The sequence below is a fragment of the Variovorax sp. P4_B11 genome (genome assembly GCF_056402355.1).
This window is the reverse complement of record NZ_JBFUHO010000071.1, coordinates 1-25,920: the sequence shown is the minus strand read 5'-3', so window position 1 is coordinate 25,920 and position 25,920 is coordinate 1. Positions and strand designations below refer to the sequence as shown.

The 25,920-nt window shown below is 64.2% G+C and carries 25 protein-coding genes and 1 pseudogene; 18 read left to right on the top strand and 8 right to left on the bottom strand.

The annotated features are described in order from the left end of the window. The first annotated feature begins 51 nt into the window (after nucleotides 1–51). Entirely contained in the window at nucleotides 52–423 is a 372-nt protein-coding gene (locus tag AC1DYD_RS35345; protein ID WP_478177394.1) for a hypothetical protein, read from the top strand. Nucleotides 424–430: 7 nt separating this feature from the next. Here AC1DYD_RS35345 and AC1DYD_RS35340 read toward each other — a convergent pair whose 3' ends face one another. The 4 genes from AC1DYD_RS35340 to AC1DYD_RS35325 all read right to left on the bottom strand — a co-directional run bounded on the left by AC1DYD_RS35340 (nucleotide 431) and on the right by AC1DYD_RS35325 (nucleotide 3,547). After that, nucleotides 431–682, bottom strand: a complete 252-nt coding sequence (locus AC1DYD_RS35340) for an FAD-dependent monooxygenase (protein WP_478177393.1) — start codon at nucleotides 680–682, stop codon at nucleotides 431–433. Nucleotides 683–960: 278 nt separating this feature from the next. Continuing rightward, entirely contained in the window at nucleotides 961–1,566 is a 606-nt protein-coding gene (locus AC1DYD_RS35335) for an isochorismatase family protein (RefSeq protein ID WP_478177392.1), read from the bottom strand. A gap of 54 nt (nucleotides 1,567–1,620) precedes the next feature. Then, on the bottom strand, nucleotides 1,621–2,445 hold the full coding sequence (locus AC1DYD_RS35330) for a pirin family protein (RefSeq protein WP_478177391.1): 825 nt from the start codon (nucleotides 2,443–2,445) through the stop codon (nucleotides 1,621–1,623). Between the two features lie 31 nt (nucleotides 2,446–2,476). After that, nucleotides 2,477–3,547, bottom strand: coding sequence for an alkene reductase (locus tag AC1DYD_RS35325; RefSeq protein ID WP_478177390.1), 1,071 nt, complete (start codon nucleotides 3,545–3,547; stop codon nucleotides 2,477–2,479). A 141-nt stretch (nucleotides 3,548–3,688) separates the two neighbouring features. Here AC1DYD_RS35325 and AC1DYD_RS35320 point away from each other — a divergent pair, with 141 nt between their 5' ends. Continuing rightward, nucleotides 3,689–4,585: a LysR family transcriptional regulator gene (locus AC1DYD_RS35320; protein ID WP_478177389.1), complete on the top strand. Its 897-nt coding sequence runs from the start codon at nucleotides 3,689–3,691 to the stop codon at nucleotides 4,583–4,585. A 3-nt stretch (nucleotides 4,586–4,588) separates the two neighbouring features. Here AC1DYD_RS35320 and ctlX read toward each other — a convergent pair whose 3' ends face one another. Both ctlX and AC1DYD_RS35310 read right to left on the bottom strand, forming a co-directional pair. Next, entirely contained in the window at nucleotides 4,589–5,560 is a 972-nt protein-coding gene (ctlX, locus tag AC1DYD_RS35315; RefSeq protein WP_478177388.1) for a citrulline utilization hydrolase CtlX, read from the bottom strand. Between the two features lie 22 nt (nucleotides 5,561–5,582). Further along, a complete protein-coding gene (locus AC1DYD_RS35310; protein WP_478177387.1) occupies nucleotides 5,583–6,632 on the bottom strand; it encodes an ornithine cyclodeaminase in 1,050 nt (349 codons plus the stop codon). Nucleotides 6,633–6,779: 147 nt separating this feature from the next. Between AC1DYD_RS35310 and AC1DYD_RS35305 the strand changes: the two genes are divergently transcribed. From AC1DYD_RS35305 to AC1DYD_RS35290, 4 genes and pseudogenes are all read left to right on the top strand, one after another. After that, a complete protein-coding gene (locus AC1DYD_RS35305) occupies nucleotides 6,780–7,202 on the top strand; it encodes an Lrp/AsnC family transcriptional regulator (protein ID WP_478177386.1) in 423 nt (140 codons plus the stop codon). 143 nt (nucleotides 7,203–7,345) lie between these two features. Next, on the top strand, nucleotides 7,346–7,864 hold the full coding sequence (locus tag AC1DYD_RS35300) for a DUF3016 domain-containing protein (protein ID WP_478177385.1): 519 nt from the start codon (nucleotides 7,346–7,348) through the stop codon (nucleotides 7,862–7,864). A 319-nt stretch (nucleotides 7,865–8,183) separates the two neighbouring features. Continuing rightward, nucleotides 8,184–8,246 (top strand): annotated as a pseudogene (locus AC1DYD_RS35295) (ESPR-type extended signal peptide-containing protein); the annotation flags it as partial. Nucleotides 8,247–8,846: 600 nt separating this feature from the next. Next, nucleotides 8,847–9,902, top strand: a complete 1,056-nt coding sequence (locus tag AC1DYD_RS35290) for an autotransporter outer membrane beta-barrel domain-containing protein (RefSeq protein ID WP_478177404.1) — start codon at nucleotides 8,847–8,849, stop codon at nucleotides 9,900–9,902. A 168-nt stretch (nucleotides 9,903–10,070) separates the two neighbouring features. Here the strand turns inward: AC1DYD_RS35290 and AC1DYD_RS35285 are convergent, their stop codons facing one another. Beyond that, nucleotides 10,071–11,054 carry a LysR family transcriptional regulator gene (locus tag AC1DYD_RS35285; protein ID WP_478177384.1) on the bottom strand — a complete coding sequence of 328 codons (984 nt, stop codon included), beginning with the start codon at nucleotides 11,052–11,054 and terminating at the stop codon, nucleotides 10,071–10,073. A 122-nt stretch (nucleotides 11,055–11,176) separates the two neighbouring features. Between AC1DYD_RS35285 and AC1DYD_RS35280 the strand changes: the two genes are divergently transcribed. From AC1DYD_RS35280 to AC1DYD_RS35260, 5 genes are read left to right on the top strand one after another with little or no spacing between them, the layout of a single operon-like run. Next, nucleotides 11,177–12,028, top strand: coding sequence for an aldo/keto reductase (locus AC1DYD_RS35280; protein WP_478177383.1), 852 nt, complete (start codon nucleotides 11,177–11,179; stop codon nucleotides 12,026–12,028). Nucleotides 12,029–12,037: 9 nt separating this feature from the next. Beyond that, nucleotides 12,038–13,468, top strand: a complete 1,431-nt coding sequence (locus AC1DYD_RS35275; RefSeq protein WP_478177382.1) for an MFS transporter — start codon at nucleotides 12,038–12,040, stop codon at nucleotides 13,466–13,468. Continuing rightward, the gene (locus tag AC1DYD_RS35270; RefSeq protein WP_478177381.1) at nucleotides 13,465–14,670 is read left to right on the top strand and encodes a (R)-mandelonitrile lyase; all 1,206 of its coding nucleotides are present in this window, start codon (nucleotides 13,465–13,467) and stop codon (nucleotides 14,668–14,670) included. The genes AC1DYD_RS35275 and AC1DYD_RS35270 overlap by 4 nt, the downstream gene beginning before the upstream one ends. A gap of 2 nt (nucleotides 14,671–14,672) precedes the next feature. After that, complete coding sequence (locus tag AC1DYD_RS35265; RefSeq protein ID WP_478177380.1) at nucleotides 14,673–15,749, top strand: alpha/beta hydrolase; 1,077 nt, start codon at nucleotides 14,673–14,675, stop codon at nucleotides 15,747–15,749. 50 nt (nucleotides 15,750–15,799) lie between these two features. Next, nucleotides 15,800–16,897, top strand: a complete 1,098-nt coding sequence (locus AC1DYD_RS35260) for an alpha/beta hydrolase (RefSeq protein WP_478177379.1) — start codon at nucleotides 15,800–15,802, stop codon at nucleotides 16,895–16,897. A 364-nt stretch (nucleotides 16,898–17,261) separates the two neighbouring features. On the opposite strand, the gene AC1DYD_RS35255 is transcribed toward AC1DYD_RS35260, so the two are convergent. Next, a complete protein-coding gene (locus AC1DYD_RS35255) occupies nucleotides 17,262–18,083 on the bottom strand; it encodes an IclR family transcriptional regulator (RefSeq protein WP_478177378.1) in 822 nt (273 codons plus the stop codon). A gap of 135 nt (nucleotides 18,084–18,218) precedes the next feature. Between AC1DYD_RS35255 and AC1DYD_RS35250 the strand changes: the two genes are divergently transcribed. From AC1DYD_RS35250 to AC1DYD_RS35220, 7 genes are all read left to right on the top strand, one after another. Then, entirely contained in the window at nucleotides 18,219–19,976 is a 1,758-nt protein-coding gene (locus tag AC1DYD_RS35250; protein ID WP_478177377.1) for an FAD-dependent oxidoreductase, read from the top strand. Between the two features lie 29 nt (nucleotides 19,977–20,005). Then, nucleotides 20,006–20,782, top strand: coding sequence for an SDR family NAD(P)-dependent oxidoreductase (locus AC1DYD_RS35245; RefSeq protein WP_478177376.1), 777 nt, complete (start codon nucleotides 20,006–20,008; stop codon nucleotides 20,780–20,782). A gap of 67 nt (nucleotides 20,783–20,849) precedes the next feature. Then, nucleotides 20,850–22,046 (top strand): ABC transporter substrate-binding protein, encoded by a 1,197-nt coding sequence (locus AC1DYD_RS35240; protein ID WP_478177375.1) that lies wholly within the window; start codon nucleotides 20,850–20,852, stop codon nucleotides 22,044–22,046. Nucleotides 22,047–22,104: 58 nt separating this feature from the next. Beyond that, nucleotides 22,105–23,028, top strand: coding sequence for a branched-chain amino acid ABC transporter permease (locus tag AC1DYD_RS35235; protein ID WP_478177374.1), 924 nt, complete (start codon nucleotides 22,105–22,107; stop codon nucleotides 23,026–23,028). Next, nucleotides 23,025–24,800 carry a branched-chain amino acid ABC transporter ATP-binding protein/permease gene (locus AC1DYD_RS35230; protein ID WP_478177403.1) on the top strand — a complete coding sequence of 592 codons (1,776 nt, stop codon included), beginning with the start codon at nucleotides 23,025–23,027 and terminating at the stop codon, nucleotides 24,798–24,800. Before AC1DYD_RS35235 ends, AC1DYD_RS35230 begins: the two co-directional genes overlap by 4 nt. 15 nt (nucleotides 24,801–24,815) lie before the next feature. Continuing rightward, complete coding sequence (locus AC1DYD_RS35225) at nucleotides 24,816–25,526, top strand: ABC transporter ATP-binding protein (protein WP_478177373.1); 711 nt, start codon at nucleotides 24,816–24,818, stop codon at nucleotides 25,524–25,526. A gap of 31 nt (nucleotides 25,527–25,557) precedes the next feature. After that, on the top strand, nucleotides 25,558–25,920 hold a 363-nt coding region (locus AC1DYD_RS35220), incomplete at its 3' end, for an MBL fold metallo-hydrolase (RefSeq protein WP_478177372.1).

Here is a 25,920-nt window from a genome sequence, read left to right as displayed (position 1 = left end):
TCGCCGGCCGATGGCGATCTTGCACATCGTCCAGTTCCAGAGGAGATGTCAATGGAAAAGAAGCAGATCTTGGTGATCGGCCTGGAGCCGGAGCTTGTTGACTTCAGCACGATGCCGGACATGAACGCAGCAAAGGTGCGGGCCGGGCTCGATGCCGACAAGGCAAGGCTTGCCGATCTGGGCTACGAAGCCGAACTGTGTCTGACCGACCTCGGAAGCACGGCAGAAGCCGTGGTCGCCCGAAGGCTGTCTGAAAAGCCGTTCGACTGCGTGGTGATTGGCGCCGGCATCCGTACCCTACCCGCCTATTTCCTCCTTTTCGAGAAGCTGGTGAACGTGGTGCATCGACACGCGCCGGCCGCCCGGCTTTGCTTCAACACGAAGCCGAGCGACACAGCCGAAGCTGTTCGGCGTTGGGTCTAGGGTCTGATCAGGTTGCGGCCGCATAGCGAAGATAGTCGGCGCTGATCCGCCTTGAATGGGTAACCAGCGCGCGAACGAAGGTCAATCGCGCCGCCTCGTAGCGGGCCAGAGCGGCGGCAACGGGTTCCATTGCGCTCCGGTGCGCCAGCGTAGGGGCCAGCACCGCCGCATCCTCCACCGCTGTTGCGAAACCGCGTCCTGTCATCGGCGAAACGACGTGGGCAGCGTCGCCCACGATTGCCAAAGCGCCAAGCGCCAACCGCTGAGCGCAATCAAGTCTTCACGGACATCTGCATCGATCGCGCCGCGTCCGAGTGTTCACACCAGGTGGCCGTCCGCCGTTCGACGGCCAGGGCACAGGGCGCGCCAGCGCTTGTTCGTCGATCAGGCCGCGCCACACGACATGGCCGGCATAGCGGGCCAGTGGAGCGTCTGGTGCAATCGTTGCCCGTGGTCTTGATCATCCGGGAATGCATGCGCTGATCCATTGACCGAAGCGCCGTGCGTTTCAGTCAATAGGATGTTGTGGTTTCGGGTTCAAGCGATGCCGGCGCCAAGGGCCGGGAAGACATCGGTGAACAGCAAACCGATCAGCTGCTGTCCGGCCGGCGTGGACCAGTCCTGTGCGATTTCTGCCATCAGCGTGTTGGTGGCGGTGAGCACGACGCCTGCATCGTGCATGCGTTGACGCGAGAACTCTTCAGAGAGATGGCTGGGCGATCCGGAAGCATCCATCACAGCTTGGACGGCGAAGCCTTCGAGCGCGGCGTCGATGGCCGGGAAGATGAGGCAAACGTCGGTGGTGACGCCCGCCATGATCAGATTCTGGCGGCCCGTGGCGAGCACCGCATTGCGGAAGCCAGGGTAAGCCCAGGCGTTGACGACGCCAGGGCGCTTGACCCGCGCCGCGTGCGCGTCGGGCAGGATCGCGGCGACTTCCGGAAGAATCGGGCCTTGGGCGCGTTCTTCCTGGCTGGACGTGATCACGACCGGCAGATTGAGAATCTTCGCCATCTTGGCCAGCGCAATCGACTGCTTGGCGGCGAGGCCTTTGTCGATGTTCTTGATCAGTTGCATCGTGCCGACCTGATGGTCGATCAGCAGCAAGGCAGAGTTCTCGGCGGTGAATCGTTCAACTTTCATGATGGAGCTCCTCGGTAGTGAATTGGGGCAACGCCCTGGGTGCGTGGCGGCCTCTTACAGCCTTCCCATCTCGCCACGTTGGTAAGCGGCGGTTGCCGCGGTCAGGCTCTGCTGGCTCGCAAAAGCCATCGGCCCGTTCGAAAGCACGGGTTGGTGCAGCGGCTCGCCGATGAACACGGCGACCTTCGCCCCGCCAGCCTTGGCGGCGAGCTTGTGCGTCATCGCTTTGGTCGCGGCAGAAAGAATCGGGACACTGAGGTTGTCGAGGCTGAAGCTCTCGCCATTGACCTCTGCGCTGCCGAAGATCGGCATCACGAAGGCGTGCTGGCCGGCGGCCACCGGTAGCTCCAGTTCAGCGCCTGCCTCCAGCGAGATGTCCAGCAAGGTGACGTCGGTCGGCGGCGTCAGCGGCGAGCGCACGCCGCCAAAGCTTCCCAACGGGACGCGGACCCGAACACCGGGGCGCTGCACCATCGGCACGTCCTGCGGGGCCAGGGTCCGCGCGAACGGCGCCGCGTTCTGGCGGTCCCGAGGCAGGTTGACGAAGATTTGCAGCAGGTGCGTGGTGCTCCCCGGCACCGCGGGGTTCTCTTCGTGGACCACCCCGCGCCCTGCAGCCGTCCAATGCAGGCCGCCCGGCTCGATCAACGTCCTGTTGCCCTGTGAATCGCGGTTGGCAATGCCCGTCTCCGAATCGAGGAACAGGTAGGTCACCGCGGAGAAGCCGGCGTGCGGATGCGGCGGGAAGGTGGGGGCGCTCATCCAGGCATGGTCGATGCCCATGAAGGGATCGAGCTGCGCGGGATCGGAGCCATGCAGGCGGTAGGCCCGGAAATGGCTCCCCCGGTTGGCGCGCTGCATGCGGGCGATGGTGGTCATGGCGGTCTGCTCTTCCTGGCTCCGGTGGCCTTCAGGCGGCTTCGGTGACCGCCAACGTCGGATAGTCGGTGTATCCCTTGTCGGTCGGCGGCGCGAAGAAGGTATTGCGGTCGGCTGCGTTGAGCGACGCGCCCACGCGGAAGCGCTCCGGCAGATCGGGGTTCGCAAGGAAGGCACTGCCGAAGACGGTGGCGTCGGCCTTGCCCTCGGCCAGCACGCTTTCGGCGCTGTCCTGGGTCAGCCCGCCGCCGATCAGGTAGGCGCCGTCGAAGCGCGGGCGCAGCAGCGCGTGGTAGTCCACCTTCGTGCCGAACAGGGCGACATGCAGATAGGCCAGGCCTTGGCCGCGCAGTTGGTCGACAAGATAGGCGTAGGTTTCCTGGGGCGCGGCATCGCTGATGCTGTTGTAGTTCATCTCCGGCGAAATCTTGATGCCGACCCGGTCGGCCCCGGCCTGCGCCACCATCGCAGCCAGCACCTCCAGCACGAAGCGGGCGCGGTTCTCGACCGATCCGCCGTACGGGTCCTGGCGCTGGTTGCTGCCCGACGAGAGGAACTGCTCGGGCAGGTAGCCCGAGGCTCCGTGCAGTTCCACGCCGTCGAAGCCCGCGTCGATGGCGCGGCGGGTTGCTTGGCGGTAGTCGTCGATCACGGCGCCAATCTCGGCCATGCTCAGCGCGCGAGGCGTGACGAAGTCGACCTGGCCGGCAGGTGTCCACGCCTGGCCCTCGGGCTTGATGGCCGAAGGCGCCACTGGCGTCGCGCCGTCGAGCAGCGAGGGGTGCGACACCCGGCCGCAATGCATCAGCTGCATGAAGATGCGGCCACCGCGGGCGTGCACGGCCTCGGTCACCTTCTTCCAGGCGGCGGCCTGGGCCTCGGTTTCGATGCCGGGCGTGTGCACGTAGCCCTTGCCCATCGCAGACGGAAACACGCCTTCGGAGATGACGAGACCCGCACTGGCGCGTTGGGCGTAGTAGGTGACTGTCAGGTCGCTGGGAACGCCGTCGCCATCGGCGCGCGAGCGGGTCATCGGCGCCATGACGAGACGGTTCGGCGCAATGAGGCGGCCGATTCGAACGGGGGTGAGCAGTTGACGCATGGTGAATTCCTTGAATGCGAGGGGAAGGAGGAGAGGGGAAGCCGGCGTTTTGCGAATGCGATGGACGGATCTTCGATTAATCTACTGGAGAGATAAAGGTGGTAGATTGGCATTCATTGATCCAAAAATGGCGCAATCGAGATGGAGCTGCTGAACGACATGGCCTTGTTCGTCGAGGTCGCCCACACGCGGAGCTTTCGTCGTGCGGCGGAGCTCACAGGCGTACCGAACTCGACGCTGTCCCGCCGCATCAGCGCCCTGGAGAAGGCCATCGGCCTGCGGCTCCTGCATCGCACGACGCGCAAGGTCGAGCTCACCGAAGCCGGGCAGCTCTACTACGAGCGCTGCAGGCGCATCGTCGACGAAGCACGGCTCGCTCACGAGCAGCTCGGTGAGATGCTGGCGCAGCCCAGCGGTGTGCTGCGCGCCTCGCTGCCGGTCGACTTCGCCACGATCTACATGGCGCCTTTGATCGCGGAGTTCGCTGGCCGCTATCCGGGGATCACTTTCGAATTCGACCTCACGCCTCGGCGCGTCGACCTGGTCAGCGAGCCGTTCGACGTCGCCATCCGCATGGGCGAGCTTGCGGACTCGAATCTGGTCGCCCGCTTGCTGGCCCGCCTGTCGGTGCAGGTCTATGCCTCGCCCCGCTACCTCGAGCTGTCCGGCGAGCCAAGGCACCCCAGTGACCTGGCGCAGCACGAGTGCCTGGGTTTTCCCAAGGCAGGCCCATGGTCACTGCATCGTGGCGCGGAAACCGTCGAGGTCGAAGTGGGGGGGCGGTTTCTTGTCAACAGCGTCGGCATGTTCCGGCGCCTGGCGACGCTGGATCTGGGCCTGATACTGCTGCCGGAGGAGATCGCCGCCGAAGACCTGGCGGCCGGTCGGCTGCGCCGGATACTGCCTGACTGGCAGGGCAAATCGACGCCCGTCTACGCGCTGACCGAAACTCGCTTGCTGCCCGCGAAGACGCAGCGCTTCATCGAGTTTCTGCAGGAGCACTTGGGCAAGCAATCTCGCCTGGCAGAGTCCAGCTAGATATCAATTTCGTGAAAACTGGCTGGCGCATCGGGCCTCGGGACGCCGAGAAGCGAGATGAATGCCCGCGATCATGCAGCGCACCGAACCGCCGGCCATTTCGATGGTCGGGACTGCGAGCGGCACGAGGCGTGCCGACCGATGGATGGCTGCCTTCTGTGCCTTGTCCAGGCTGTCGTGGGCGCGTTTCGACAGCGCCAGGATTCGGCCCTCCCGGCCCGAGAGTTCGATCGCGTTGCCCGCGAACTCTGCAACCTGCGCCCTGCTGAGCGCGATCACCTCGCGCCCTGATTCCTCCAGTCGCGCCCTCACCTGCGACGCACGCTGCGCATCCGGAATCAAGTCGAATCCGACCATCGCGAATTCGGTCGCGACGCACATCAGCACGTTGGTGTGATAGACCTGCCGGCCGGCCGCGTCGGCGGTGTCGAACACGATCGGCTCGAAGTTGAAGTGCGTGCTGAAACGCTCCAGTGCCACTGGATCGGCCCGGTTCGATCGCGCCGTATAGGCCACGCGGGCGACGTGGTCCAGCACCATCGCGCCGGTGCCTTCGAGGAACAGGCCATCCTGCTCCAGGCCGGAATAGTCGATCACGTCCTGCACGCGGTACTCGGCTTTCAGCATCTCGATCACCTCCGCGCGGCGTTCGCGCCGGCGGCTCGGGGAGTACATCGGGTAGATCGCCACATGGCCGCCGGGATGGGTGGAGAACCAGTTGTTCGGGAACACGGAGTCCGGCGTGTCGCGCTGACCGTCGTCGTCGAACAGGTGGACGCGCACGCCCTCCATCTCGAGGCGCTGCGCAGCGGCCGTCACCTCGTCATAGGCCGCTTGTGCGATGGCTTCTTCCGCCGCTTCTTCCGCGGGTGTCTGAAAGCTGTTGTCGGCAGCGGTCTCGGGGTTCGGCGTGAAGGCATGCGGACGGATCATGACGACCGCGTGAGGTGCCTGGATGGAGCGAATGCTGGGCATGGCTGTTTTCCCGGTGCAGAAGTCAAGCGACGCGGCGCATCACCGCGCGCGCGCCGCCGGCACGGGTGTGGCGAAACAGGTCCTTCGGATCGTCGGCCTCGGGCACCAGTTCCACGTCCACGCCGAGCTTGCGCCGGGTTGCCTGCTCGAGCACGTAGCGCAGCGTCGAATAGTCTTCCAGCGCGAAGCCGACCGAGTCGAACACCGTCACCTGCTCCGAGTTCTGACGGCCGGCCGCGGTGCCGGCCAGCACGCGCCACAGGTCGACCACCGGGAAATCGGCCGGCAGTTGCTGGATGTCGCCCTCGACGCGCGTCTGCGGCTCGTACTCCACGAACACGCGCGAACCGCGCAGCACCTCCGCGTGCAATTCGGTCTTGCCGGGGCAATCGCCGCCCACCGCATTGATGTGCATGCCCGGCTCGATCATGGCGGGCGTGAGGATGGTGGCGTAGGCCTTGTCGGCCGTCACCGTGGTGACGATGTCGGCGCCGCGCACGGCTTGCGCGGTGGAGTCGGCGCGCAGGATCCGCAGCGCGGGCCAGGCCGACAGGTTGCGCGCCAGCTTGTCGGTGGCGCGCGGGTCGACGTCGTACACCGCGATCTCCTCGATGCCCAGATGGTGGTGGAACGCCAGCGCCTGGAATTCGCTCTGCGCGCCATTGCCGATCAGCGCCATGCGGCGGGCGCCGGGGCGTGCCAAGGCGCGCGCGGCCATCAGCGAGGTCGCGCAGGTGCGCAACGCCGTGGCGAGCGTGAGCTCCGAGAGCAGCACCGGATAGCCGGTCTCGACGTCGGCCAGGACGCCGAAGGCCATCACGGTGTACAGACCCTGCGCCGTGTTGCGCGGATGGCCGTTGACGTACTTGAAGGCGTAGTTCTTGGCGTTCGACACCGGCATGAGCTCGATCACGCCGATGTCGGAATGGCTGGCCACGCGCGCCGACTTGTCGAAATCGGCCCAGCGCACAAAGTCGTCGCGGATGGCATCGGCCAGTTCGCCAATGAAGGTTTCAACGCCGATCGCCTGGATCAGGCGAGACATGGTGGGAACGTCGACAAAGCGGGTCATGGTTTTTCCTCGAAGGCTGCAGGGCGGCGGGTGCCGTCGCCATGGCCGGATTGTCCCGTGAGGAGATGCCAGATTGAAGTGTGCAACTTGCCAACTTAACGGTACAAGCGTACATTTTGCCAACACAGGTTATCAAAATGGGCATTCATGGACGATACGGATCGCCAACTACTCTCTCTGTTGCGTGACAACGCCCGAACGCCGGTGGTGGAACTGGCCAAGAAGCTGCGGATGGCACGCGCGACCGTGCAGAACCGGATCGGCAAACTGGAGGGCGAGGGCACCATCGTCGGCTACACGGTGCGTCTGAAGCCCGAGGCCGAAGGGCACCGCATCCGCGCGATCACCAGCATCGCGGTGGAGGGCCACCACGGCGAGGCGGTCCGGCGTGCACTGCGCGGCCATCCGAACGTGGTGGCCCTGCACACCACCAACGGCCGCTGGGACCTGATGGCCGAACTGCGTGCAGACACGCTGGAGGCTTTCGACCAGTTGTTGAATGCCATTCGCGCCATTCCGGGCATTTCAAACACGGAGACCAGCATCCTGTTGTCGACGCACAAGCTGTAGCGGTGCGGTGGCGGCGGCAGGGGCAGGGCGGGCAGAGCCGGTGATTCCGGTGCTGTTCGAGCGCCTGGCCTGAAGCGTGCCGGCGTGGAACCCGGCGTCGCGCCGCGGTGTCGAAAAAGGCTGAGCCTTCGACAGGAGACGCCATGCGCCGACGCTTGCTTTCCACGCTGGCGGCGAGCGTCGTCGCCGCCAGCGCATCGGCGGCGGCGGCCGCAGCCGCACTCTCGGTCGTTTTCGTCGATCCGGGCAGGTTCACCGATGCCGCGTATTCGCACCCCCAGGGCACCGAGCAGCAGCGCGCTGAAGTGCAGCGCGACATCGAGCGGCACCTGCGGCAGCTGGTCGAGCAGGGCCTGCCGGCCGGCGACGCGCTGCGCATCGAGGTGCTGGACATCGATCTGGCCGGGTGGTTCGAGCCGTTTCGCTTCCGCGCCGGCACCGACGTGCGTGTCCTGCGCGACATCACCTGGCCGCGCATCAATCTGCACTACACGCTGACGCGCGGCGATCGGGTCATCGCGAACGCCGAGGAACAAGTGGCCGATTTGAACTACCTCATGACGGTCAATCGCTATGGATCCAGCGACCGACTGCGCTACGAGAAGGCACTGCTGGACGACTGGTTCAGCCGGCGCATCGCCGCCCAGGCTCGGCAGGACTGAACCCGAGGCGGCCTCTCGCTGGGCTGAGCTTTCGCAGGCATCGGACCCGACCGGTGCCAGGCACCGCACCTGTCGCCCATTGCAGCATAGTGATTGCTTACTTAAAGCGCATCCGATCCGGCGGCACACCCCATCCGCGATACGAACTCACACCCCGCGGAGTGTGATTTTTTGTTACTAAAGCACTCAATTTCGGCTCGGACGTCGCGATGTAACCAGTTGTGTGAATTTCTTCCTCTGAAATTGAATACCTACGACCTAAAGTCGAAAGTATTCAATTTCCGCATCGGCGGGCATCAACGAACCGAGGAAGAACACCATGAATCGCGTTTTCAGAGTCGTCTGGAATTCATCGAAAGGCCATTGGGCTGTAGCCTCCGAACTGGCAACCGCCATCGGCAAGTCGGTGGCAACGGGCGTCTCCAAGCCCAGTTCCGACCGCCGCGCGCCCCGGTTTGCTTGCGCGAAAGGGCTCCAAGCGTCTGTTGCCCTGGCACTCCTCGCCTTTGCAGGCGTCGCCTCGGCGGCGAACTGTGGCAACGACAAGGACGTAGGCAACGCCCTGTGCGGTGAACATGCACCCGCACCCGCACCCGCACCGGCACCGGCACCTGCACCGGCACCCGCACCTGCACCTGCACCGGCACCGGCACCTGCACCTGCACCGGCACCTGCACCTGCACCGGCACCTGCACCTGCACCGGCACCGGCACCCGCACCCGCACCGGCACCTGCACCGGCACCGGCACCTGCACCTGCACCGGCACCTGCACCGGCACCGGCACCGGCACCCGCACCCGCACCGGCACCGGCACCCGCACCCGCACCCGCACCCGCACCTGCACCGGCACCGGCACCTGCACCTGCACCGGCACCTGCACCTGCACCGGCACCCGCACCTGCACCGGCACCCGCACCTGCACCGGCACCTGCACCTGCACCGGCACCGGCACCCGCACCAGCACCTGCGTCAGCACCTTCAGTGGCCGCGCCAGCCGCGGTCAACGCAGAAGAGCCAAACAAGAGCGCCGCACCCGCCGCCGCTGAGACAACGACGACCGCACAAACCGAAGCGAGCGCAGCAGCGCCTGCCCCGGTCGCACCCGCCTATCAGAACGAGACGCCGCTTTTCGCTGCCCTTCCCGCGCAAGTTCGGCAAGGCGATCTCGCGATGATCGGCAACCTGCATCGCCGCGTCGGCGATACGGGTCCCGAGCGTGGCGCCTGGGCGCGCGCCATCTACACCGATCTGGACATCCGCCAGAACGGCAGCGTCGCGCCGTACAGTCAGGGCCACTTGAGCGGGCTGCAGGCCGGAAGCGACCTCCTGGCCACCGACAACTGGCGTGTCGGGGCCTACGTCGGTTCGCTGGACGGAAGCGCGGACGTGAGCGGAAACGTGCCCGGCGCCTTCGGCAGGGCCGGCAACAACGATCTGCAATCGAGCTACTTCGGCGGCTATGCAACCTGGATGGATGCGGGCGGCTGGTATGCCGATGCCGTGCTGCAAGCGGGCAGCCATCGCTACACCGTACGGCCCGACGCCGGTCTGACGACGTCAGGCAAGGCGCGCAGCGTCTCGGCATCGCTCGAAGCCGGCAAGTCCTTCGTTCTGGCCGAGTCCTGGAGCATCGAGCCGCAGGCGCAACTGATCTATCAAAATTCACGGTTCGACGATGTGTGGATCGTCGGCGCACGCGTCCAACAGGACCCCGAGGGCGCTTGGATCGGCCGCCTCGGCGTGCGCATCAAGGGCGACATGGTCACTGCGGCCGGGCGTCTGCAGCCCTATGCACGCGTCAATGTCTACCGCGCGGGTTCCGGCGCCGACGTGGCGACCTTCGTCGGTCCCGCCACCGCCGCGCGTATCTCCAGCGCGAGCGGTTTCACCTCGACAGAAGTGGCAGGTGGCTTTTCGCTGGCGCTGACGCCCGTCACGACGATTTACGGCGAGATCGGGCGATTGCTCAGCAGCGGCGGCGAAGCCCAGGTGAAGTCATCGGTGCAGGGCTCGGTGGGCCTGCGGGTGACTTGGTGATTCAGTCGGTGTCGGCTTCGGTTGTCGGGCCGCCGACGCCCCTTCAGTTGCCGATTCCCTCTGCGGCAGCCTTCATGACCCCGTCGACAAAGGTTCGACCTTCCCCGTCTCTCAGGTCGCGCGTGAGCACGCCAGACACGACGCCATGGTGAACCGCGCGGGCCGACTCTAGGAGGACGGCTTTTGCTTGTCTGCGGGGGCGCGCTGCCGAGCATGCTTACGCCTCAGATGCTGCTCACCAAGTACGTATTCGGGGTTGTCGGTGAGGCGTTGCACCGCCAAGTCAATGAATGCACGGGCGCGCACCGGCTGAGAGGTTCTGCTGCCAAAGTAGACGAAGTAGCTGGCGTATTCCGGCATGTGATCCGTGAGTACGGGAACGAGTCGCCCGTCACGAACGTATGCAGCTGCGGTCACTCCTGCGAGCTGCCCCAGCACCTTTCCAGCGAGCACGGCCTGCAACTCGAATACCTCATCATTGCTGCAAATGGCGGGCACCACTGGCTGGTCGACGACTTGGTCTCCCAGCTTTACGTGCCAGGGAACCACCTTGCCAGTGCCTGGATTTCGGAAAGCGCTGCATCGATGCGAGGCCAGCGCCGCCAGGGATTCTGGAACGCCATGCCGCCTCAGGTACGCTGGCGACCCGCAGATGACCAACTGCAGCGGGAAGAGCCGTCGCGCGATGACCCCTTCGTGGGGTGACGGCCCCAGCCTGAAACCCACGTCGACGCGGTCCTCCACCCAGTTCCCGACGCGGTCCTCCAGCAAGACATCGGGTTGGATACCCGGATGCAGGTCGCAGAACTCCTCGACCAGGCGCCAAAGAATCGTCTGAAACGTGGTCCGCGGTCCGGCAATGCGCAGTGGGCCGGCGAACTCGTCCTTGGCCGTGCGGGCATTCTGCAATGCCCGCTCCATGCCGAGTACGGACGGCTGCACGTCCTCGAGCAGACGCTGTCCCGCATCCGTCAACGACATCATGCGCGTCGTGCGATGGAACAGGCGCGCGTCCAGATGCTCTTCCAGCTGGGCCAGCGCCTTGCTCGCCGCCTGGGGGCTGATGCCCAGCTCCAGCGCCGCCTTGCGCAGGCTGCCCAGCTCGGCCGCCTTGATGAAGGTCGTGATGGATCGAAGCTCGTTGATCGCCATGCAGGCCTCCTTCGAATGGATTGTCATCATTTTGATGCCAATAAATCAACCTTCCTATCACTATTCAGATGAGAGTGCGTTGCCTAGAGTTCATACCAACGAACGACCGAGAGGACCACCTCATGCAACACGTCACCCTGAACAACGGCCTTGAGATGCCCATCCTCGGCTACGGCGTCTTCCAGATTGCGGATGCCGCCGAGTGCCAGCGCAGCGTCGTCGACGCCATCGAAACCGGCTATCGGCTGATCGACACCGCCGCCTCTTACATGAACGAGGAGGCGGTTGGCAAAGGCCTGCGGGCCAGCGGCGTCCCGCGCGAACAGCTCTTCCTGACCAGCAAGCTCTGGGTTCAGGAGACGGGCTACGAACGCACCCAGCAAGCCATCGAGAAGACCCTGCGCCGGCTGCAGCTCGACTACCTGGACCTCTACCTGATCCACCAGCCCTTTGGCGACGTCCACGGCTCCTGGCGCGCGATGGAGGACGCCTACCGCGCCGGTAAGCTCCGCGCTATCGGCGTCAGCAACTTCCAGCCGGACCGCCTGATGGACATCAAGGCGTTCAACGAGATTGCGCCGGCCGTCAACCAGGTGGAGGTGAACCCCTTCCAGCAACAGCTGGAGAGCGCTTCTTTCATGAAGGAGATCGGCGTGCAGGCCGAAGCCTGGGCACCCTTTGCGGAGGGGCGCAACGGGCTCTTCCAGAACGAAGCGCTGCTGGCCATCGCCACGCGCCACGGCAAATCGGTCGGGCAGGTCGTGCTGCGCTGGCTGATGCAGAGGGGGATCGTGGCCCTGGCGAAGTCGGTGCGCAAGGAGCGCATGGCCGAGAACATCGCCGTCTTCGACTTCGAACTCGACGACGCTGACATGGCTCGCATCGCGGCGCTCGACACCAACACGAGCAGCTTCTTCTCGCACCGCGACCCGGCCATCGTCAAGTGGATGTCCGAACGCAAGCTGGACATCTGAGCGAACGCCATGAACATCTCCGAACCCAAGACGCCGACGCGAAGCGCCGGTACTGTGCTGGCCATCATCGTGGCCAGCTACCTGATGATCGTGGTGGACATCTCCATCGTCATCACCGGCCTACCCCGCATCCAGGCCAGCCTCGGCTTCAGTGCGGCTCAGCTGTCCTGGGTGACCAATGCCTACACCCTGGCCTTTGGCGGCCTGCTGCTGCTGGGGGCACGAGCCGGCGACATTCTGGGCCGGCGGCGAATGTTCATCGCGGGGCTTTCGCTGTTCACCACGGCTTCGGTAGCGATTGGCTTCGCACCGTCGGCGAGCTGGCTGCTGACAGCCCGCGCCATCCAGGGCGCCGGCGCCGCCGTGCTGGCACCGTCGACGCTGGCTTTGCTTTCCACTCACTTCGCCGAAGGCCCGGCGCGCACCCGTGCGCTCTCCATGTATGCCGCTGCGGCCGGTGCGGGTGCTTCGCTGGGTCTGGTGCTGGGCGGCTTGTTCGCCGATCTGGTGTCCTGGCGCGCCGGCTTCTTCATCAACCTGCCCATTGGCTTGCTGCTGATCGTGGCCGCCAAGCGGCACATCGCAGAGACGCCGAGGCATCCGGGCCTGTTCGACTTGGGCGGTGCGGTCAGTTCGACCCTTGGAATGACGGCACTGGTCTACGGCCTGGTGCGTGCGGCCGACGCCGGCTGGCACGATGCCCTCGCGCAGGCCGCCCTGGTCGGCGGCGTGCTGATGACCGCCGCCTTCGTTTGGATCGAGCGTCGCGTCAGCCAGCCCATCTTGCCGTTGCGCCTGCTGGCCAGCCGCGAACGAGCGGGCGCATATATGGCTCGCATGCTCTTCCTCGGTGGCGCGGTGGGCTTCTGGTTCTTTTCCACGCAGTTCCTGCAGGGCGTACTCCATCTGCGCCCCATGCAGGCGGGCCTGGCCTTCCTGCCAGTCACGCTGCCCAACTTCGCATCCGCGATGTCTGTGCCGAAGCTGGCTCGACGCTTCGGCAACGAAAGACTGCTGCTCGCGGGCCTGCTGCTCGGCGTCGTCGGCTTGCTCTGGCTTGGCCAAGCCGATTCCCAATCGAGCTATTGGATGGATGTCGCACTGCCCATGATTCTCATCGGCCTGGGCCAGGGCCTGCTGCTGGGCCCGCTGACCGCGGCCGGTGTGGCGGGTGTCGCTCGTGAGGACGCCGGCGCCGCGTCGGGCTTGGTCAACGTTGCGCACCAGCTGGGTGGAGCCTTGGGGCTCGGCTTGCTGGTGCTTGTCTTCGCCAGCGCCGCACCCGCAGGCGCACAAGACAGCGCGGCCCTCGCTCACCGGATCGTGGCGGTCATGGACGTCGGCGCCTTGTTGCTCGGCTTGGCGTTGCTGGTGTCCTGGGTCTTCATCGTCCTGCCGCACCGTAGCCGTTATGCCCAGCAACAGGAGGCGCTTTCGTGAAATCACTGCTTTGCATCGCGCTGAGCGGCGCAGCAACAGTTGCAGCAGCGCAGTCCTCTGGAGTCAATGCGGCCCCGCCCCCGCCGGTCGTGGAGGTGCGCTCCGCATCTTCGCAGCCGGTCACCACGGGGTCTGCCGAGACCTTTACTGGCACCGTGCGCATTCGCTCGCCATTCCAGGCACAGTCGCCCGGTCAAGCTGGCGGCGCGACGGTGACCTTCGCCGCCCGCGCCCGGACGGCATGGCACACCCATCCCCTGGGACAGACGCTGATCGTGACGGCCGGGATGGGCCTGGTGCAGCAGCAAGGTCAGCCGGCTCAGGTCATCCGCCCTGGCGATGTCGTCACCATTCCCGCCAATGTGCGCCATTGGCATGGCGCGGGTGCAGACGGCACGATGATCCACGTCGCCATTGCCGAGAAGGAGGATGGCGTCTCGGTGACCTGGCAGGACAAGGTCAGCGACCAGGACTACCAAGCCGCTTTGACCAGCACCGGTCTCGCAGCCCAGACCAGCGAGAAACCGCAAATCGTGAGACGTGCACAACAACCCGCGTCCGAAGTTCTGACCGCCAGGCAGCGGGCCATTCCGCTGATTGCGGCCTTCATGGCGACCAGCGACATGCCCAAGCTGAACGCCGCTCTGAATCAGGGGCTGGATGCGGGAATGACCGTCAGCGAGGCGAAGGAAGTTCTGGTGCAGCTCTATGCCTACGCGGGTTTCCCGAGAAGCCTCAACGCGCTCGGCGAGTTGCTGAAGGTCGTGGAGGCACGCAAGCGACGTGGTGTCCAGGACCCACCCGGTCGCGAGCCCAGTCGGCCCGTTGCCACCGGCCACGAACTGGTCGCGGTAGGCAAGGCGAATCAGACCGAGATTTCCGGTGGGCCGGTTCAAGGCGCTGTGCTTGACTTCGCGCCCGTCATCAACCAGTTCCTGCAGGCTCATTTGTTCGGTGACATCTTCGAGCGCGACAACCTCGACTGGCAGAGCCGCGAGCTGGCCACGGTCGGGGCGCTTGCCGCCACCCCGGGCGCCGAGGCGCAGTTGCGCTCCCATATGCGGGCCAGTCTGCGCGTGGGCTTGAGTGCCGCGCAGTTGCGGCAGCTGACACATGCGCTGGCCGACGCGGTCAACCCAGAAGTCGCCGGGCGCGCGAACGACGCACTCACACAGGCCGTGGCCGCTGCATCGAAAAGTTGAGCATGAACTTCACCCGAACCCTGTTGACCGCAGCCATTGCCATGGCGAGCCTGATGACCGGCTGTGCGACGCGTCCCAGCAGCGCCTCTGGTCCTTTGATGATCCAAGCCCAAGGGAGCTTCGCTGTAGGCGGCACGGTGCAGAAGACCCCTGGCAACTACGACAACAACAAGCCGACGGCTGCGGGGCAGAGCTTCCACGGCGACCATCTCTACGCCTTCTATCAGGTCCCGCAGAAGCCAAGGGCCTTGCCCATCGTGATGTTGCATGGCGCCTTCCAATCGGCGCGCAGTTGGGAGACGACGTCGGACGGTCGGGAGGGTTTCCAGACCTTGTTCCTGCGCCGAGGCTTCCCGGTTTATCTGGTCGACCAGCCGCGCCGCGGGCGCGCCGGCAATAGCACTGTCGCCGCAACGACCGAGCCGATACCCAACGACCAGCTCTTCTTCGATCAATTCCGGATCGGCAAGTGGCCAAGCTACTTCGACAACGTGCAGTTTGACCGCAAGCCGGAGACGCTGGACCAGTTCTTCCGCTCGGTGACGCCCAACACCGGGCCCTACGACGCCGCCATGATTTCTGAGGCCATGTCGGCCCTGTTCGCCCAGACTGGCCCTGCGATCTTGTTCACCCACTCCCAGGGTGGTGGACCGGGCTGGCTGACGGCGATCAAGAGCCCGAACGTCAAGGCCATCGTCGCGTTTGAGCCTGGCAGCGGCTTCATCTTCCCGCAAGGGGAATTACCACCGGCGATGCCCAGTGCTGCCGGCACGCTGTCGCCCGAGGCCGTGTCGTTGGCGGAGTTTCAGAGACTCACCCGCATTCCCATCGTCATCTACTACGGCGACAACTTCCCGGTCGCGCCGACCACGGAGCGCGGCCAGGACAACTGGCGCGTGCGTCTCGCAATGGCTCGCCTCTGGGTGGATGCCATCAACAAGCATGGCGGCGACGCTCGCCTGGTGCACCTCCCGGAAATTGGCATTCGCGGCAACACGCATTTCCTGATGTCCGACTTGAACAACGTCCAGATCGCCGACCTGGTGTCGACGTTTCTCGCCGAGAAGAAGCTCGATTGACCCTTGTGTCCTGCCGCGCGGTGCGGCGGGGCAACTCAAGAAGAATCCAAATGAACCATGAAGCTGTCAATGAAAAGAGGCGCGAATTCCTTGGAACTTCCGCGCTCGTTCTCTCCGCAACCATTGGAGTTCCTGCCATGACTCTGCCCAAGCCCGCAGTCGCAGCCGACGACAGGAAGAATTCCTTCACGCTGGTGTATGGCGGTGCCATCACCGCCAACGAGCCAGGCAAGGTCAACATCCACCCGGTGAAGTACAGGCTCAACGGCCTGGACATCGTCGCCAACGTCTACACCCCTGCGAACTTCGATCCGAAGAAGAAGTACGCTGCAGTCGTCGTTGCGCACCCGAACGGTGGGGTGAAGGAGCAGACTGCCGGCCTGTATGCGCAACGGCTGGCGGAGCAGGGCTACATCACGATTGCCGCTGATGCGGCCTACCAAGGCGGAAGTGGTGGGCAGCCGCGCTCGGTGGACACGCCTGCGAACCGCATCGAGGACATCCACGGAATGGCGGACTTCATCACCGGCTACCCGGGCGTCGACGCCGAGCGTCTGGGGCTGCTCGGCATCTGTGGCGGCGGTGGCTACGCGCTGTCCGCGGCGAAGTCCGACAAGCGTTTCAAGTCGGTCGCGACGCTCAGCATGTTCAACTCCGGTCGTGTTCGTCGCAATGGCTTTGCCGATTCTCAACTTGCCACGATCCAGAAACGCCTGAAGCAGGCTTCGGACGCGCGCGCCCAGCAAGTGGCTGGGGGCAGGATTCTCTATGCAGGCGATGCCGATATGACCGACGCGCAGATCGCCGCGCTGCCTTTTCAGATGTATCGGCAGGGCTACGAATACTACTGGAGGACGCACGCCCATCCTGGCTCCACCTTCAAGTACACCATGAGCAGCCTGCTGGACCTGATGCGTTGGGACGCCACCGACCAGATCGAGTTGATCGAGCAGCCGCTGCTGATGATTGCCGGCAGCAAGGCTGACAGCCTCTACATGACCGAGGAAGCGTTTGCGAGGGCGACGGGTGCGAAGAACAAGGAATTGTTCAAGGTCGAAGGCGCCACGCACATCGAGACCTACTGGGTTCCGAAGTATGTGGAAGCCGTGGTGGGCAAGCTGACCCCGTTCTACGCAAAGAACCTCTGAGCCGAAGAGCCGAACGGGCAAGGCCCCGAATTGTTGGCTCAGCTTGATCAATTCGCGCGAGGACCTCCAATGACATCGACCACAGATTCCGTTCGCCGAGCTTTCACGACGGCCCTGAAGGTGCGCTCCAGACTGGCTGGTGTCTTTGGACAATCTCGGACCGAGTGTCGGCTTTTGGGTTGCGGATTCAACCGGTCGTCTGGCCGAGATCTCCCCTGCATCTGAAGGACAGCAATCCGCGCCACAGCGTGTGTTCCCACATCGACTAGGGAAGACCGCAATCGCTTGCGGAGCTGCCTTCGTCGAGCATGCGCTGGCGCAGCAGCGAGACGGATTGCGAGGAGTGGTGTCGACGGACAGAAGTTCAACTTGTGCGCAAAGGCTGATGCCCGAGCCGCTTGGAAATCTCGACGCCGCATGCCTTCACTGCCTTCGCTTGCGCGCCGGTCCAGTCCGTATCAAAAGATCGCGACCGCCCCATCAGCGTGACCCCCAGAACGATGTTTCCGGAATAGTCGAAGACGGGTGCGGCGAAGGAGCAAACACCGGGTGTGGGGTTGTTGATCGAGCGAGACACGCCGTGCTTGCGCACCTCGTTCAGCATGCCTTGCAGATCGGTCGCGTCGATAGGCTTGGCGATGTCCGGTCCCAGTCGCCGCTCATCCTCGAGCAGCGATTCCTCGATCAGCTTGGCGGGCAGATAGGCCGCGAACAGGCGGCCCGTTGCCGTGCCCGCCAGTGACATGACGGTTCCCGTTCGGATGTTGGTGTGGAGCGGATAGATCGCGTCGAAGAGATACACGATCGTCGGCCCTTGATTGCCCCAGACCGACAGCGCAACGCTGTGTCCGGTTTCCCTCGCCAGGTCCTCCGCAAAGGGCGTGGCCTCGCGAACCGGATTGAGCATCCGAAGCGTCACGAGGCCAAGCTGCATGGCGGTCGGACCTAGCCAGTAGTAGCCCGTCGATGACTCCTGAGTGACCAACCCTAGCTTGGAGAAGCTCACCAGGTAGGGGTGGGCCTTTCCGGGCGCCATGTCAGCGGCCTTGGCGAGCTCCCTCAAGGGCATGGGACGACCGTGAGCACCCAGCGCAAGAAGCAATTGGCCGCCCGCCTCGATGGACTGGATGCCCCTGCGTTCCTTCTCGAAGTTCGATTCGCCGCTTTCGTTTTCAAGTGCGCTCATGACGGTCTCCTAACGGTTTGATTCTAACAACTCCATTAGCCTAGGGTAAACCATTAGTATAGGAAAGATGCGTTAGCACCATACTAACGTCATCGGGTCGGCAGATGAGGCCCCTAACTCAAGGAGTGATGGTCAATGAGCAAGCAGGAAACGGAGTACGACGTGCTGGTGGTCGGCACTGGCGCGTCGGGCATGTCGGCGGCGGTCACCGCTGCCTTCCAGGGTCTCAAGGTGCTGGTTGTCGACAAGGCACCGGTCTATGGCGGCACCACCGCACGTTCCGGCGGATGGCTGTGGATTCCTGGCACCAAGCTCGCCAAGGAGCAGGGCATCAACGAACCGCCGGGCGCCGCTCGCACATACCTCCAGCACGAGGCCACTACCCATTTCGACGCAGCCCGCGTCGATGCCTTCATCGAGAACGGTCCGAAAGCCATCGACTTCTTCGCCGAGAACACTTGCGTGCAGTTCGACATGCCGCCGGTGTTCCCCGACTATCACGCGGAAGCTCCCGGCGGCCAGCCTGGCGGCCGTTCGATGGTGACCCGCCCGTTCGACGGGCGAGAACTCGGCAGTCGTATCGCCCAACTGGCTCCGCCTGTGCCCGAGCTGACCGTGTTCGGCATGATGCTTGGCTCCGGCAAGGAGCTGTGGCACTTCCTGCGCGCCTTCAAGTCGCTCGAGTCCTTCTGGTACGTCGCCAAGCGATTCGGCGGACATTTGCTCGATGTGGCGAGGCATGGCCGCGGCATGACGCTGACCAACGGCAATGCGTTGGCGGGTCGACTCGCCAAGGCGGCGATGGACCTCGACGTTCCCGTGTGGCTGAACTCGCCGGTGAAGAAGCTCATCGTTGAAGGCGATGCGGTGGTCGGAGCAACGGTCGTGCGCGACGGCACGCCTGTTGACATTCGAGTGCGCCGCGGCGTTGTGCTGGCCTGCGGTGGCTTCCCGTTCGACGTCGAGCGTCGCAAGCAACTGTTTCCTCATGCGCCGACCGGCCGTGAACACTTCACTCCTTCGCCCGCGCTGAATACCGGCGATGGTCTGCGTCTGGGTGAATCCGTCGGGGGCTGGGTCGACCCCACGATTCCCAACGCGGCCGCTTGGTGCCCCACGTCCGTGACGAAGCGCAAGGATGGCTCCGAGGGCGTCATGCCGCACTTCATCGACCGGGCGAAGCCTGGCGTGATCGCCGTGACCCAGCGCGGTCGGCGCTTCACCAACGAAGCTCTTTCGTACCACGACTTCATTCAGGACCTCGTCAAGGCGTGCGCGGGTACCTCCGAAGTGACTTGCTGGCTGATCTGCGATCACAAACATCTCCGCGAATACGGGTTGGGCGCGGTGGCTCCGTTTCCGTTGCCCATCGGCAAGCATCTGAAGAACGGCTATCTCAAGAAGGGCAAGAGTCTTCAGGAACTGGCCAAGGCAATTGGCGTTCCTTACGCCGCTCTGCAGGAAGAAGTCGAGACCTTCAATCGGGATGCTTCGTCCGGCGTCGACACCAAGTTCGCCAAGGGCAGTACGTCCTACAACCGCTACCAAGGCGACTCGATGGTGACGCCGAATCCCTGCATGGCGCCGATCCGTCAAGGGCCCTACTACGCCATCAAGATCGTCGTCGGCGAGATCGGAACGTTTGCAGGTCTCTCAACGGATGAGTCTTGCCAAGTCCTGACGAAGGACCGTCAACCGGTCAAGGGCCTGTATGCCATCGGCAACGACGCCGCCAGCATCATGGGTGGCAACTACCCCGGAGCGGGCATCACGCTCGGCCCGGCGCTGACCTTCGGCTACGTCGTGGGTCAAGCACTCGCGCAGAAGACAGCTCGACCCGCCGCCGAGGTCGTTCAGTTGGCCAATCCGCGCCAGCGCGCGCATGCAGCCTGATCTCCTGACAAACAAAGTAGGACAGACAAATGGAAATCTCCGAACTCATGGCGCCCGAAGTTCTCGGCGGACGCATCGCGCTGGTGACTGGCGCAGGGCAGGGCAATGGCAAGGCCATCGCCAAAGGCCTGGCCAAAGCCGGGGCGAGCATCGTCGTCACGGACTTGAACGAAGAAAACGCCAAGGCCGTTGCAGCGGAAATCAACGCCGCGGGCGGAAAGGCGGTTGCGTACAAGCTCGACGTGACCTCGCAAGATGCCTGTCAAGCGCTCGCCGCCAGGGTGACGAGCGAGGTTGGCAACATCGACATCCTCGTGAACAACGCGGGCATCATCATCCGCGAAGGACTGGACAGTCCGAAAGTCGCCTCGAACCTCGAGCGCACGTTGAATGTGAACGTGATGGGCACCTTCCTTCCAACGCATGCGTGGTTGGGCGCACTGAAAGCCACCAAGGGCGTGATCATCAACGTGGGGTCCATCGCGTCGAGTACGGGAATTCCCAATGTCGTGGGCTACTCCCCGTCCAAGGGTGCGGTCAAGCTGATGACGCAAGCCCTCGCTGTTGAACTGGCGAAAGACGGCGTCCGTGTCAACGCGATTGCGCCAGGCGTCATCGAGACGCCCATGACCTCCTACACGCGAGAGGCGCCGGAGCGCCTCGACAAGTTCATGCTGCGCACGCCAATGGCGCGCGTCGGGCAACCCGAGGAACTGGTCGGCCCCGTGGTCTTCCTTGCCTCGAGCATGGCCACCTACGTGACGGGCGTGACGCTTCCCGTCGACGGCGGCTTCCTCGCTTCCTGATTCGCAGGATTCCTTCCTTCCTAGTTTCAACCCTGAACTCGATGAGTTCAAAAAATTGGAGACAGCCATGAGCATTCCTACGTTCCTGAAGCAGGCCGTTCTTGCCGCCAGCCTTGTTGCCGCCACAGCGGCAAGTGCGCAAGACATCAAGTTGGGCTACAACGGCGATCTGTCCGCCTCTCCGTCGGCACAAAGCGGCCAGGCGGCAGTGCTGGGCATGGAGGCGGCGATTGCCGACATCAATGCTGCTGGCGGCGTGCTTGGAAAGAAGTTGTCGCTCGTGACTCGGGATGACACCTCTGCCCCCCCGAAGTCGATCCAGAACATGAGCGACCTGATCGACAACGAGAAGGTCGCCGCCGTGTTCGGGCCGACGAACTCGGGCAACGCGATGGCCTGGAAGCATATCGCCAACCAGAAGAAGATTCCCGTGATCGGCAATGTCGGCTCGGGCACGGACATCACCAAGCCCATGAGCCCGGGCGCGGACAACTACATGTTCCGCGTGTCGATGGTCGACCGCGAGCAGATCGCCGCCCTGATGGCCTACGTCAAGAAGAATGCCGCCACTTCGAAGGTGGTTGGCCTCATGGCAGAGACCACGGGCTACGGCCAAGGCGGCCTGAAAGACATGGAGGAGATCGCCAAGCTCCAGGACATCAAGATCGCTGCGACCGAACGCTTCGGCGTCGGCGACACCGATATGACGTCTCAGTTGAGCAAGATGAAGGCCGCCGGCGTGGACACGGTGGTCGTCTGGGCGCAAGGCACTCCGATCGCGCAACTCGTCCGGAGCATGGAGAAGATCAACTACTTCCCGCTGACGCTGAGCTCGTGGGCCGCGGACAACATCACCTTCTACGATGCAGCGGGCAAGGCGCTCGCCGAGAAGCCGATCTTCATGCGCACCGTCAGCGAGACGCGCACCCCCGCCCAGCAGAAGCTGTTCGACCGCGTCGGCTCCAAGTTGAAGGCGCCGGGATCGTTCTCGTTCGCGCTGCACGGCTACGACTCGGTCCTGATCTACGCGGAAGCCGTCAAGCAAGCCAAGACCACGGACGGCTCCCCGGTTCGCTTGGCACTCGAGGACCTGAAGACGCCGGTGCAGGGCATGCTCAAGACCTACGACAAGCCCTTCAGCAAGACCAACCATGAGGCGCTTACCGCCAAGGACCTGGTCTGGATCCGCTGGAAGGACGGCAAGCTGATGCCTTACAACGACGCGATGATCGGCTCGTTCGCCCCCGCGGACTTCAAGCAATAACGGTTCGAAGACGGGCCCGGGGCTGATGGCGGCCTCGGGCGCGACCAGGAGACACAAAATGGCAGAAGCGCTCTTGCAGGCGATCATCAGCGGGTTGGCCGTGGGCGGTGCCTACGCGCTCGTGGCGCTGGGATTCAGCATCACATTCACCACTACCAAGACCCTCAACTTTTCCCATGGAGAGTTTGTGTCGGCGGGCGCCTTCATCGGCATGAGCGCGCTCTTCCTGGTCCTGGGCGTTCCGGTGACTTCGACCACCTTCGGCGAGGCGCTGCCGGGGGCCGGTGCTCAACTGTTCGCGCTTTTCGCGGCACTGGGTGTCATGGGCCTTCTCGGCTGGTTGCTGTACGTGATCGGCGTCCGGCCCTTTGCGGGGCGGCCCGGCATGGCATGGGTCATGAGTACCCTGGGATTCGGAGTCATTCTTCAGAGCATCGGTCTGGCCATCTGGGGACCCAAGCCGGTCGTGGTGCCGGGACCCGTGGGGGATTCGGTCATCCGCCTGCTCGGCGTCGGGGTTCGTCCGCAAGAACTGCTGACGCTCGCGGTGGCAGTGGTCATCATGATCGCGTTCGACTGGGTGATGAACCGCACGATGGTGGGCAAGGCGATGCGTGCCGTTGCGGCCAACGGCAACGTTGCCAGCCTGATGGGCATCAATACCAACGCCGTGATGATCGGCGCCTTCGTTGTCAGTTCGGCTTTGGCTGGACTGTCCGGCTTTCTCCTGGCGCCGATCGCGCAGGCTTCCCTCTTCATGGGTCTGACGGTCGGCCTCAAGGGCTTCTCGGGTGCAATGATCGGCGGCCTGAGCAATCCGCGAGGCTGCGTCATCGGCGGCTTCGTGCTGGGTGTCTTCGAGTCGCTGGTGAACCTGTGGCAGGCGCAGTGGCGGGAGGTGGCGGTGTTCGGACTGGTGATCCTGGTCCTCGCATTCCGCCCGACTGGTTTGTTTGGCAAGAGGCTGGTGGAGAAGGTATGAAGCGCGGTCAACATCCCCTGGGCGTCGTGCTCGTTGCCGGCGCGCTGGTCGGCATCACGTCGCTGTTCGGCAACGACTACTACCTGCGCATCGTCTTCATGATGTGCGTCTACTACCTCTGCGCCGCCGGCATGAACGTGCTGGTCGGCTACGCCGGCCAGAAGTCGCTCGGTCAGGCGGGTCTCTTCGCCGCAGGCGCCTATGCGGTGGCGTTGTTGACGACCCGGACCGAGATGAACCCCTGGCTTGCCTTGGTCGTGGCCGCCGCGATCTCTGGCGTCTGCGGCGTCCTGATCGCCTTGCCGTCGCTGCGAGTGAAGGGGCCGTACCTGGCGATGGTGACGCTGGCATTCGGCATCGTCGTCGAGAAGCTGGTTGGCGAATGGACCGACGTGTTCGGCGGCGCCCAGGGGATCTATGGCATCAGGGCCTTGACCTGGAACGGCCAGCCCTTGACCTCGGAACAGTGGGTATGGTTCGCCATTGTGCTTTGCGCGGTCACCCACCTGCTGTTGCGCAACCTGTTGCAGGGGCGCTTCGGCCGAGCGTTGCAGTCACTGCAGGCGGACGAGATCGCATCGTCGTCGGTCGGTGTTCGCGTCTATCGAGCCAAGGTGATCGCATTTGTCGTCGCAGCGGTCACCTGCGGGATCGCAGGCGCACTGGTGGCCCAACAGAACCAGTACATCAACTCCGACTTCATCACCTTCAACTTGTCGATTTTCATCCTGCTGCTGGTGCTCTTCGGCGGCGCCGGCTCGCAGTACGGGCCGTTGGTCGGCACCGTGATCCTCACCGTGATCGATGCGGCATTGGCGCGCTGGCCCTCGGCGCAGCATTTCCTCTACGGCTTCCTGCTGCTCTTCGCGCTCTACGTGATGCCGGGTGGGGTCGTCGGCCTGTTCGCGAAATGGTTCCGTAAGTCCGAAGCTGCTCCCGAACCTTCGAGCGCGGCAGTTGGGTCCACGCGTATCGGCCCTGAGGGAAGCGGCGAACTGCTCGTTGTCCGAGGCGTCACCAAGAACTTTGGCGGGGTGAAACCGGCTCAGGACGTGTCTTTCAAGCTCCAGCGCGGCCACATCCACGCGTTGATCGGGCCGAACGGGGCGGGCAAGAGCACGATGATCAACATGCTGACCGGCCTGATCGATCCGACCGAGGGTTCGATCCAGTTCCTGGGTCAGGAGGTGTCGGGTCGTCCCGTACATCAGATCTGCTGCATGGGCATGGGGCGGACCTTCCAGAACCTGCGTTTGTTCGCCGACCTTTCAGTGCTCGACAACGTGATGCTGGGCCGTCACAGCCGTATGACGAACGGATTTTTCGCCTCGTTGATCTCGCTGCCCAGTGCAAGGAAGCAGGAAGCGGCGACGCGTGCCCGCGCGCTCCAGTTGCTCGAACTGGTGGACCTGTTGCACCTGGCGCATCACCCCGCCGGCAGCTTGTCCTATGGTCTGCAACGCCGCGTCGAACTGGCACGAGCGCTCGCCACCGAGCCACAGCTTCTCCTGCTGGACGAGCCGGCCGCCGGCCTCAATCCGCAGGAGACCGCCGAGCTCGGACAACTGCTGCTTCGAATCGGGAAATGCGGGGTGAGCATCCTGATGGTGGAGCATCACATGGACCTCGTGATGTCGGTATCGGACCACGTCATCGTGCTCGACTACGGCATCAAGATCGCTGAGGGCAAGCCCGCAGAGGTGCAGGCCAATCCCCGCGTCATCGAGGCCTATCTTGGCGTCGACGAGCCCGAAGAAGCGCTCGCCGCCTGAACCGGAAAGTCAAACATGCTGAAACTCGAATCAGTCAAGGTTGCCTACGGTGCGATTCAGGCCGTCAAGGGCGTGAGCATTGAAGTGCGCAAGGGCGAAGTGGTGACCATCATCGGCGCCAATGGAGCGGGAAAGAGCACCTTGCTCAAGAGCATCTGCGGGTTGGAGCCTGTCACCGAAGGGCGCATCCTGCTCGACGGCAAGGACATCACGAACGTCCCATCGCATCAACGTGTGGGCCTTGGCGTGGCAATGTCACCGGAAGGTCGTGGCGTGTTCGCCGATCAGACGGTGCGAGAGAACCTGATGCTCGGCGGCTATTCGCGCAAGAAAGACCTTGCCGCCACGGCAGCTGCCATCGAACGCGAATTCAAGCGGTTTCCTCGGCTGCGTGAACGTCAGGACCAGTTGTCCGGGACCTTGTCCGGCGGTGAGCAGCAGATGCTGGCCATTGCGCGCGCACTGATGAGCGAGCCGCGGCTGTTGTTGCTCGACGAGCCCTCGCTCGGCCTGGCGCCCCTGATCATCAAGGACATCTTCAACGCCATTCGCCAACTGCGCGAATCGGGCTTGACCATCCTCTTGGTTGAGCAGATGGCCAAGCAGGCGCTCGGCGTGGCCGACCGGGCCTACGTGCTCGAAACAGGACACATCACCTTGGAGGGCACAGGGCGCGCGCTCCTCAACGACCCCAAGGTCAAGGCGGCCTACCTCGGCTCGCACTGAACGTTTCAACTTTCCACACAAGGAGTACCCCATGACCCAAACCAAGAAATTTGCCAGCCAAGCCGACCTCGAAGAAAAGAAGATCACCTTCAGCCAGATTTCGGAGCACGCCTGGGCCTACACGGCCGAGGGCGACCCCAACACCGGGATCGTCATCGGCGACGACTGCGTGCTGGTCGCAGACACGCAAGCCACGCCGGCGATGGCCGCCGATGTCATCCGTCGCATCCGCGAAGTGACCGACAAGCCGATCAAGTACGTGGTGCTGACCCACTACCACGCGGTGCGCGTGCTCGGGGCCAGCGCCTACGGTGCGGACCACATCCTCGCCAGCCAGGACACCTACGACCTCATCGTCGAGCGCGGCGAGCAGGACGAGCGCGGCGAGCAGGAC